The organism is Kitasatospora sp. NPDC056800 (assembly GCF_042789775.1).
Taxonomy (GTDB): Bacteria; Actinomycetota; Actinomycetes; order Streptomycetales; family Streptomycetaceae; genus Kitasatospora.
The window spans coordinates 32047-41308 of sequence record NZ_JBHUAL010000060.1 but is presented as its reverse complement, the minus strand read 5'-3'; the positions used below and the strand labels follow the sequence as shown (position 1 = coordinate 41308).

General features: G+C 75.5%; 8 protein-coding genes. 5 read left to right on the top strand and 3 right to left on the bottom strand.

All coding sequences use genetic code 11. The features are described 5' to 3' along the window. Positions 1 to 41 precede the first annotated feature (41 nt). Both pgm and ACFRQN_RS16060 read right to left on the bottom strand, forming a co-directional pair. On the bottom strand, positions 42 to 1682 hold the full coding sequence (gene pgm, locus ACFRQN_RS16065) for a phosphoglucomutase (alpha-D-glucose-1,6-bisphosphate-dependent) (RefSeq protein ID WP_380740926.1): 1641 nt from the start codon (positions 1680 to 1682) through the stop codon (positions 42 to 44). Between the two features lie 144 nt (positions 1683 to 1826). Next, entirely contained in the window at positions 1827 to 2126 is a 300-nt protein-coding gene (locus ACFRQN_RS16060; protein ID WP_380740924.1) for a YciI family protein, read from the bottom strand. A gap of 252 nt (positions 2127 to 2378) precedes the next feature. On the opposite strand from ACFRQN_RS16060, the gene ACFRQN_RS16055 reads away from it, so the two are divergent. After that, positions 2379 to 2711 carry a hypothetical protein gene (locus ACFRQN_RS16055; RefSeq protein ID WP_380740922.1) on the top strand — a complete coding sequence of 111 codons (333 nt, stop codon included), beginning with the start codon at positions 2379 to 2381 and terminating at the stop codon, positions 2709 to 2711. 63 nt (positions 2712 to 2774) lie between these two features. Then, entirely contained in the window at positions 2775 to 4289 is a 1515-nt protein-coding gene (locus ACFRQN_RS16050; RefSeq protein WP_380740921.1) for an FAD-binding protein, read from the top strand. A gap of 68 nt (positions 4290 to 4357) precedes the next feature. On the opposite strand, the gene ACFRQN_RS16045 is transcribed toward ACFRQN_RS16050, so the two are convergent. Next, on the bottom strand, positions 4358 to 5872 hold the full coding sequence (locus ACFRQN_RS16045; protein WP_380740919.1) for a multicopper oxidase family protein: 1515 nt from the start codon (positions 5870 to 5872) through the stop codon (positions 4358 to 4360). Between the two features lie 381 nt (positions 5873 to 6253). Here ACFRQN_RS16045 and ACFRQN_RS16040 point away from each other — a divergent pair, with 381 nt between their 5' ends. From ACFRQN_RS16040 to ACFRQN_RS16030, 3 genes are read left to right on the top strand one after another with little or no spacing between them, the layout of a single operon-like run. After that, entirely contained in the window at positions 6254 to 7735 is a 1482-nt protein-coding gene (locus ACFRQN_RS16040) for a pyridoxal phosphate-dependent decarboxylase family protein (RefSeq protein ID WP_380740918.1), read from the top strand. Beyond that, positions 7732 to 8463: a hypothetical protein gene (locus tag ACFRQN_RS16035; protein WP_380740916.1), complete on the top strand. Its 732-nt coding sequence runs from the start codon at positions 7732 to 7734 to the stop codon at positions 8461 to 8463. Before ACFRQN_RS16040 ends, ACFRQN_RS16035 begins: the two co-directional genes overlap by 4 nt. After that, complete coding sequence (locus ACFRQN_RS16030) at positions 8460 to 9158, top strand: DUF6875 domain-containing protein (RefSeq protein WP_380740915.1); 699 nt, start codon at positions 8460 to 8462, stop codon at positions 9156 to 9158. Before ACFRQN_RS16035 ends, ACFRQN_RS16030 begins: the two co-directional genes overlap by 4 nt. Positions 9159 to 9262 lie beyond the last annotated feature (104 nt).

The window sequence follows — 9262 nt, the reverse complement described above, 5'->3', positions numbered from 1 at the left end:
GGTCCGGCGGCCTGCCGGACCGGGGCACGGGCGTACCGGGTTCAGCCCCGCAGGACCTCGCCGACCAGGGCGCGGGCCTCGTCCTGCACCCGGGCGAGGTGCTCGTCGCCGTGGAAGGACTCGGCGTAGATCTTGTACACGTCCTCGGTGCCCGAGGGCCGGGCCGCGAACCAGGCGTTCTCCGTACAGACCTTGATGCCGCCGATCAGGGCGCTGTTGCCGGGGGCCTTGGCGAGGACGGCGGTGATCTTCTCCCCGGCGATCTCGCCGGCGCCGACCCGCTCCGGGGAGAGCCGGGCCAGGCGGGCCTTCTGCTCGCGGTCGGCGGGGGCGTCCACCCGGGCGTAGGAGGGGGCGCCGTGGCGCTCGGTCAGGTCGCGGTAGCGGGCGCTGGGGGTCTCGCCGGTGACGGCGGTGATCTCGGCGGCCAGCAGGGCGAGCAGGATGCCGTCCTTGTCGGTGGTCCACACCCCGCCGTCGCGGCGCAGGAAGGAGGCGCCGGCGCTCTCCTCGCCGCCGAAGCCGATCGAGCCCTCCAGCAGGCCGTCGACGAACCACTTGAAGCCGACCGGGACCTCCACCAGGGCGCGGCCGAGGTCGGCGGCGACGCGGTCGAGCATCGAGGAGGAGACCAGGGTCTTGCCGACGCCCGCGTCGCCGGGCCAGTCGGCGCGGTGGCGGTAGAGGTAGTCGACGGCCACCGCCAGGTAGTGGTTGGGGTTCATCAGGCCGCCGTCGGGGGTGACGATGCCGTGCCGGTCGGCGTCGGCGTCGTTGCCGGTGGCGATGGCGTACTCGTCCTTGCGGCCGATGAGGGAGGCCATCGCGGCCGGGGAGGAGCAGTCCATGCGGATCTTCCCGTCCCAGTCCAGCGTCATGAACCGCCAGGTCGGGTCGGTCCGCGGGTTGACGACGGTCAGGTCCAGGCGGTGGGTCTCGGCGATGCGCGCCCAGTAGGCCACCGACGCGCCGCCCAGCGGGTCGGCGCCGATGCGCAGGCCCGCCTCCCGCACCGCGTCCAGGTCCAGGACGGAGGGCAGGTCCTCGACGTAGGCGGTGAGGTAGTCGTGGCGCCCGGTGGTGGCGGCGGCCAGCGCCCGCGCGTAGGGGACCTTCCTGACGCCGCGCATGCCCTCGCGGATCAGCTCGTTGGCGCGGTCCTGGATCCGGTTGGTGGCCTGCGAGCCGGCCGGCCCGCCGCTGGGCGGGTTGTACTTGAAGCCGCCGTCGCGCGGCGGGTTGTGCGAGGGGGTGACCACGATGCCGTCGGCGAGCGCGCGCGGGCTGCGCCGGTTGTGGGCGAGGATCGCGTGCGAGACCGCCGGGGTGGGGGTGTAGCCGTCGGCGGCGTCGATCAGCACGTGCACGCCGTTGGCGGCCAGCACCTCCAGGGCGGTGGCCTTGGCCGGCTCGGAGAGGGCGTGGGTGTCCGCGCCCAGGAACACCGGCCCCGCGACGCCCTGTTCGGCCCGGTACTCGCAGATCGCCTGCGTGGTCGCGGCGATGTGGTCCTCGTTGAAGGCCCCGTCCAGCGACGAGCCCCGGTGCCCCGAGGTCCCGAACGCCACCCGCTGCCCGGGCTCCTGCGGATCCGGGTTCAGCGCGTAGTACGCCGTCACCAGCCGCGCCACGTCCACCAGGTCACCGGGCTGCGCCGGCTGCCCGGCCCGTGCGTGTGCCATCCGTCTTCTCCCGCCGAAAGTCGGTACTCGCGATACGTCCTCGCCCCGTGTTCACCGATCGTAGCCAGAACGCGACCGTGCCCCGAACCGCGCGAACGGCCCGGGGCACCACGGACGGACGGGGACCAACGGGGGCGCAGGGCCTCAGCCGGGCAGCTGCTGGCGGTGGGCCGCCAGCTCCGGGGCGGTGGTGGTGGCGAGGAACTCCGTCACCCGGTACTGCGTCAACCCGGCCCGCACGAACGGGTCGGTGGCCACCAGCGCCTCGATCCGGGCCCGGTCCCCGCCCACCGCGAGGATCACCCCGCCGTCGCGCGGCACCTTGCGCCCCGAGGCGAGGAAGGTGCCCGACGCGTAGTGCTCCTCGAGCCACGCGATGTGCCGCGGCAGCGCCTCCTCGATCGACTCCAGGGCGGCGGTGTACGTCAACTCCAGTACGAACATGGCGCCCAGGCTAGCGTCCGCCACCGCGCCCGGAGGGTGCCGACCCCCATCCTGCCAGCTCAGGGCAACGCTCCGGTAGGACGCAGCACACCCTTCTTCCGCCTTGCCGCGCCCCGCCCCGCGCCCGCAGACTCGTGCGCATCCCACCGCGAACCCCGCGCCCACCGCCCTGCCCAGGGCGGCCGGCGCGCACGGCGTGCTGCCCGCACGCGGCGGGAGGCAGCTCACGAACGGCGAAGGGGGACAAGCGACATGAACGAGGACCTGGTGCTGAGGGCACGGGTGCGGCTGCTGCTGAACGACGACTGGATCCTGTCCGGCGAGGACGCGCTGTGGGTCTACCGCGCGCTGTTCGCGGTCAACCCGCGCGTCCACGCCCACCGGCTCGTCCACGCCCTGCTGGACGCGGTCCGCTCCCCGCTGGTGGCCGACCTGCCCCGGGCCCGGCTGGCCCTGCTGGAGGAGGCCGCGACGGCCACCGCCTGGATGGACAACGACCGGGACCCGTACCGGCCGATGCTCGTCAACGCCGTGCTCCACCGCCTCACCGCCCTGCGCGAACAGCTGGACGGTGCGGGGCAGTAGGTGATCACCCGATGGTTGCGGTACAACAATCCCTATTTGACGACTGATCGGAGAAATTCTGATATGAGCAGGTCAGGACTGTCACGCCGCGCCCTCCTCGCCTCGGCCGGCGCCGGAGCCGTCAGCGCCGTCATCGGCTGGAACACCGCCACCGAAGCCTGGGCCACCGAAGCCGACACCGGGACCGGCGAGAGCGCCGACATCGCCCGACTGCCCGCCCTGGACGGCACGGTGACCCTCCAGGGCGCCGGCCTGGAACGCTTCGCCACCGACTTCGGCCACCTCGTCACCGCCACCCCCCGGGCCGTCCTGCGCCCCGGCTCGGTACGCGACGTGCAGCAGCTGGTCGCCTTCGCCCGCCGCCACCGCATCCCGGTGGCCGTCAACGGCCAGAGCGGCGACCTCGCCCAGCTCGGCGAGGCCGGCCTGGAGTCGCACTCCAGCTACGGCCAGGCCAACCCCCGCGGCGGCGTCGCCATCGACGCCCGCGGCCTGTCCAAGGTCCTGTCCGTACGCCCCGGGCGCGCCGTCGTCGAGGCCGGGGCCACCTGGGCGCAGGTCACCGAGGCCGGCCTGGCCGCGGGCTGGGTGCCGCCGGTGCTCACCGACTACCTGCACCTGACCGTGGGCGGCACGCTGAGCGTCGGCGGCATCGGCGGCGGTGTCCAGCGCCACGGCATGCAGGTCGACAACGTGCTGGAACTGGACGTCGTCACCGGCACCGGCGAACTGGTCACCGCCTCCCCCACCCGCAACCGGGAACTGTTCGAGGCCGTGCTGGCCGGCGGCGGCCAGGTCGCCGTCATCGTGCGCGCCACCCTCGCCCTGGTGAAGGTCCGCGAACGCGCCCACGTCTTCTCGCTGTACTACGACGACCTGGACGCCTACCTCGCCGACCAGCAGAAGGTCATGGCCGAGCGCCGCTTCGACCTCCAGGTCGGCGACGTGGTGCGCAGCGAGGACGGTTCGCGCTGGCGGTACAAGGCGGAGCTGGTGGCATTCGCGGACGCCGGGGGCGCGGTGGACCGGGCGGCGCTGCTGGCGGGGCTGCGCCCGGTGTCGAGCGAGGTGGTGGAGCAGAGCTGGCGGGAGTACGCGTTCCGGGTGGACGGCTTCGCCGGGTACCTGCGCGCGTCGGGGCTGTGGGCGCTGCCCAAGCCGTGGCTGAGCGTGTTCCTGCCGGCGTCCGCGGCGCGGGCGTTCATGGCGCGGGCCGCCGAGGTGCTGACCGCCGCCGACCTGGGGGCGGGGCTGCTGCTGTTCTACCCGTACCAGCGCTCGAAGGTGCGGGCGCCGCTGGCGGTGCTGCCCGGGCAGGAGGTGGGCTGGCACTTCGACCTGCTGGCGTTCCCGGGGCCGGGCTCGGACACGGCGGCGATGCTGGAGCGCAACCGGCGGCTGTACGACCTGGCGGTGGAGCTGGGCGGCAAGCGGTACCTGATCGGGGCGGTGCCGGGGATGACGGGGGCGGACTGGCGGCGCCACTACGGGGGGCTGTGGGAGACGGTGGCGCGGGCCAAGCGCCGCTGGGACCCGGCGGGGATCCTGACGCCGGGGCAGGGCATCCACGCGTCCTGACCGCTCCCCCGGTCCCGGGGCCGCCCGTGTCCGGCGCGGTGTCGGCGGGCGGCCCCGGGACCGGGGTGTCAGGCGATCTCCATCTGGGCCATCATGCCCATCGCGGAGTGGTCCAGCAGGTGGCAGTGGTAGGGGTAGCGGCCGCGGTAGGAGTCGAAGGTGGCGTGCAGGCGCACGCTCTCGCCGGGCATCAGGCGCACGGTGTCCTTGAGGCCGCCCTCCTCGGGGCCGGGGGGTGCGCCGTTGCGCTGCAGGACGCGGAACTGCACCAGGTGCAGGTGGAAGTTGTGCGGGATGTCGGTGTTGGCGTTGTGGACCGTCCAGATCTCCGAGGTGCCGAAGGCGACGGCGGCGTCGACGCGGGCGGGGTCGTACTGCCGGCCGTCGATCAGGCCGAGCGGGGCCACGCCCGCGCCGCCCTCCTCGACCTTCAGCACGATGGTGCGCTCGCGGGCCACCGGGCCCAGCGGGGGCAGGGTGCGCAGCCGGTCGGGGACGCTGGAGGGGTCGGGGGCGGGGCGGCCGACGTCGAAGCGCAGGACCTGGCCGATGTGTTCGGCGGGGCCGGGCGGCATGGAGTTGGTGAGCACGACGCTGGTGCCGGGGCGGTAGCGGGAGAAGTCGATGACGACGTCGGCGCGCTCGCCGGGTGACAGGTCGACGGTGTCGGTGGTGTGGGGGCGTTCCAGCAGGCCGCCGTCGGAGCCGATCTGGGTGATGGGGCCGCCGTCGGCCAGGCGCAGGGAGAAGAAGCGCAGGTTGGAGGAGTTGAGCAGGCGGATGCGGTAGCGGCGGGCGGCGACGTCGACCTTGGGCCAGGGGCGGCCGTTGGCGAGGATCGTGGCGCGGCCCTCGGCGTCGTCCATCCGGTAGACGAGGTTGCCGGCGGTGTCGAAGCGGGCGTCGCGCAGGGCGATGGGCAGGTCGTAGCGGCCGGCGGGCAGCGGCAGGGAGGCCTCGGTGGCGTCGGTGAGCAGGTAGGTGCCGGCCAGGCCGCGGTAGACGTGCTCGGACTCCAGGTGGTGGGCGTGGTCGTGGAACCACAGGCTCGCGTGGGGCTGGTCGTTGGGGTAGGTGTAGGTGCGGGTGGCGCCGGCGCCCAGCAGGTTCATCGGGCCGCCGTCGCTGTCGACGGGGACGGCGGAGCCGTGCAGGTGGACGGAGACCGGGTCGTCGAGCAGGTTGGTCTGGCGGACGACCACCGGGCGCCCGGAGCGGGCGCGGATGACGGGGCCGGGGAAGGCGCCGTTGTAGGTGAGGACCTCGGTGCGGCGGCCGGGCAGGACGCGGGCGTAGGAGCGCAGCATGGTCACCGCGTAGGTGTCGGCGCCGCCGTCGGTGGAGACGGGGCTGAGCACCGGGGGCAGCGGCAGGGCGGTGGTGAACTTCTCCGCGAGCGCGGGGCCGGCGTCGGGGCCGGGGTCGGGGGCGGCGGCGCCGGCCGGGTGGGCGTGGCCGGCGTCCTTGGCGGCGGCGGCCGCGGTGGTGGCGGCGGAGGGGGCCGGGCGCAGCGTGGTGCGCACGAGCAGGACTCCTCCCCCGGTCGCCAGGGCGGCGCCGATCATCCTGCGTCTGGTCACCATCGCGTCGTTCCTCCCGCGTGAGCTCCCCCGGCCTCGCCCGGGTGGGGTGGGGCGGCCTTGTCCGGGGGTGATTGCAGCAGCGGCGGCTCGGGTCCCGGTGGGGTCCGGCTGGGGCCGTACGGGGTGGTGCGGGGGGGGTGGTGCGGGGGCGCCCGCGGCGGGGGCCGGGGCGGTGCGGGTGGGGCCGGCGGGCGGTGCGGTGGGTGAGCTGCGGGTGTTGCGGGCGCCTTGCGGGCGGTGGCCACGGTGGCTGCGGACGCGGTCGAGGAACGCTCAAGGACTCGGACGCGGTGAACGCTCGTACTCGCCAGGGGCCCGGCGTGCTGCTCACCCGCGCGTCGGCCCCCCGTTGTCGAAGGACTTGAGGGGAAGGGCCTGAGCGTGGACCTGCGGTACTGGCTGCCGAAGGCGGCCGAGGTGGCCGAGCGGTGGGGCGAGCGGTTCGGGCCGCTGGAGCCGCACCCCTCGCACCTGGTGGACGAGGCGGCGTTCGCGGCCGCCTTCGAGCGCTTCGCCGAGCGCCTGGAGCACAACTACCCGTTCTTCCATCCGCGCTACGCCGGGCAGATGGTCAAGCCGCCGCACCCGGCGGCGGTGGTGGGCTACCTGACGGCGATGCGCTTCAACCCCAACAACCACGCCTACGAGGGCGGACCGGCCACCAACGACATGGAACGCGAGTGCGTCGCGCAGCTCGCCGCCATGTTCGGGCTGCCCGCGCACGTGGGCCACCTGACCAGCAGCGGCACCATCGCCAACCTGGAGGCGCTGTACGTGGCGCGCCAGAGCCACCCGGGCCTGGGGGTGGCGTACAGCCGCGAGGCCCACTACACCCACAGCCGGATGTGCCACGTGCTGGGCGTCCAGGGGCACGCGGTGGCGGCGGACGCCGAGGGCCGGATGGACACCGGGGCGCTGGAGGAGCTGCTGCGCACCGGGCGGGTCGGCACGGTGGTGGTCACCTGCGGCACCACCGGGGCGGGCGCCGTCGACCCGGTGCACGAGATCCTGCCGCTGGCCCGCCGCTACGGGGCGCGGGTGCACGTGGACGCCGCCTACGGCGGGTTCTTCGCCCTGCTGGCCGCCGACGACGCGCTCGCCGCCTCCCTCGACGTGGACACGGCGCCGTGGCGGGCGATCGCCGGCTGCGACTCGGTGACCGTCGACCCGCACAAGCACGGCCTGCAGCCGTACGGCTGCGGGGCGGTGCTGTTCGCCGACCCGGACATCGGGCGGCACTTCGCCCACGACTCCCCGTACACCTACTTCACCGACGCCGAGCTGCACCTGGGCGAGATCAGCCTGGAGTGCTCGCGCGCCGGGGCCTCGGCCGCCGCCCTGTGGCTGACCCTGCAGCTGCTGCCGCTCACCGCGCGGGGGCTGGGCGCGGGGCTGGCCGCGAGCCGGCGCGCCGCCCTCGCCTGGGCGCGGCGGATCGAGGACAGCGCGGAGCTGACGCTCTACCAGCGGCCGCAGCTGGACATCGTCACCTACTTCCCCACCGTCGCCGGTGCGCCCGCGCTGTCGGCGGTCGACGCCGCGAGCGAGCGGGTCCTGCGCCGGGGCATGGCCGACGAGCACGACCCCGTCTATCTGAGCGTGCTGCGCGTGGACGCCGCCGACTTCACCCGCCGCCACCCGGGCGTGCGCGCGGACGCGGACGGGGCGCGGGTGCTGCGCAGCGTGCTGATCAAGCCGGAGGCGGAGGGGTGGGTGGCGCCGCTGCACGCGCGGGTGGCGGCGCTGGCCGCCTCGGCTACCGGTTCCCCTGATTCCACCGTTCCGTCCGCTCCCTGTGTTCCGTCCAGTCCTTCGGCTCCTTCCCCTTCGTCCGCCCCCTCGTTCGAGGAGAGTGCCCGTTGACCACCGCCACCGCCCTGCCCGCCGCCGCGGGCACCGCCTTACCGCCCCCCGGGCCGGCCGACAGCGCCGTACGGCCCGTCGTGCGCCCCGCCCGCCCGGGCGAGGAGGACGCCCTGGCCCGCGCGCTCGCCGACGCCTTCGCCGACGACGCGCTGATGCTCTGGGCCTTCCCCGACCCCGACCACCGCGCCCGCGTCCTGCCCGCCTTCTTCCGCGTCCACGTCGAGCAGTGCCAGGCCCACGGGGGCGCGCTGACCGTCCACCGGGCCGCCGGCGACGGCGGCGCGGACGACGGCGCCACGGACGGCGAACCGCTGGGGGCGCTGCTGTTCCTGCCGCCCGGCCGCTGGGAGGCCCCGGGCCCGCGGGACGGCGCCGCCACCGCCGCCCTGGCCGAGGCGATCGGCGCCGCCGGCCACGGCGAACCGGCCCGCCGCCTGGCCGCCATCACCCGCCTGCAGACCCTGCGCCACCCGCGCCACCGCTCCCACCACTACCTCGCCTTCGTCGGGGTGCGCCCCGGCGCCCGCGGCACCCGCGCCGGGTGGGCCCTGCTGCACGCCTTCCTCACCGAGGTCGACACCGCCGGCCAGGCCGCCTACGCCGAGACCAGCTCCCCGTCCGGCGCCCGCCTGCTCGCCCGCGGCGGCTTCGCCCGCTTCGGCGAGGCCCTCGCCCTGCCCGGCGGCGGACCCCGCCTGGCCCCGGTCTGGCGGGGGCCCCGATGACCGCCCCCGCCGCCGTCGCCCCCACCGCCCCCTCCGCTGCGACCGCCGTCACCGGGGCGCTGCGCGTGTACAGCGCCGAGCACATCGACGCCGGCCGCGCCGCCGCGAGCCCCGAGGCCGCCGAGACCCTCGCCTGGGCCCGCGCCTTCCTCACCACCGCCCACCCCGACCTCGGCCGCAGCGGCCCGGTCTGCCCCTACACCCAGCCCTCGCTGCGCCGCGGCCTGTTCCACATCGCCGTCGCCGACACCTCCCCCGGCGGGGACCTGCCCGCGCTGGTGGCCGAACTGCGCGCCCACTACGACGCGTTGCTCGCCGACCTGGCGGAGGAGTCCGACCGCGAGCTGCTGACCGTCCTGCTGGTGCTGCCCCAACTGGACCGCGAGGACTCCACCGTGCTGGACGAGCTCCAGCGCAAGGCCAAGGACGAGTTCGTCGAACAGGGCCTGATGATCGGCCAGTTCCACCCGGTCTGCGAGGAACCCGGCCTGTGGAACCACTCCTTCCGGCCGCTGCGCGCCCCCGTCCCGCTGCTCGCGGTGCGCAAACTGCTGGTCTTCGACCTGCCGTTCCTCACCGGCGACGAGACCCACCTGAACCACTACCTGGCCCGCTTCGCCCCCGAGGTCCCCGCCCGCATCCGCGCCCAGCTGGTCACCAGCGTCCGCGCCCGCCGGCAGGGCACCGCCGCCTGACCCCCTCCCCCCTGGGGGGGGGGGGGCCCCCCCCCCCCCCCCCCCCCCCCCCCCCCCCCCCCCCGGCGGACCACCACCCCCGGGGCCCCCCCCCCCCCCCCCCC

What these genes read in the sequence shown, in the direction of transcription:
- pgm (WP_380740926.1), bottom strand. Translation starts at nt 1,682, where the DNA reads ATGGCACACGCACGGGCCGGGCAGCCGGCGCAGCCCGGTGACCTGGTG.
- ACFRQN_RS16030 (WP_380740915.1), top strand. Translation starts at nt 8,460, where the DNA reads ATGACCGCCCCCGCCGCCGTCGCCCCCACCGCCCCCTCCGCTGCGACC.
- ACFRQN_RS16050 (WP_380740921.1), top strand. Translation starts at nt 2,775, where the DNA reads ATGAGCAGGTCAGGACTGTCACGCCGCGCCCTCCTCGCCTCGGCCGGC.
- ACFRQN_RS16060 (WP_380740924.1), bottom strand. Translation starts at nt 2,126, where the DNA reads ATGTTCGTACTGGAGTTGACGTACACCGCCGCCCTGGAGTCGATCGAG.
- ACFRQN_RS16055 (WP_380740922.1), top strand. Translation starts at nt 2,379, where the DNA reads ATGAACGAGGACCTGGTGCTGAGGGCACGGGTGCGGCTGCTGCTGAAC.
- ACFRQN_RS16045 (WP_380740919.1), bottom strand. Translation starts at nt 5,872, where the DNA reads ATGGTGACCAGACGCAGGATGATCGGCGCCGCCCTGGCGACCGGGGGA.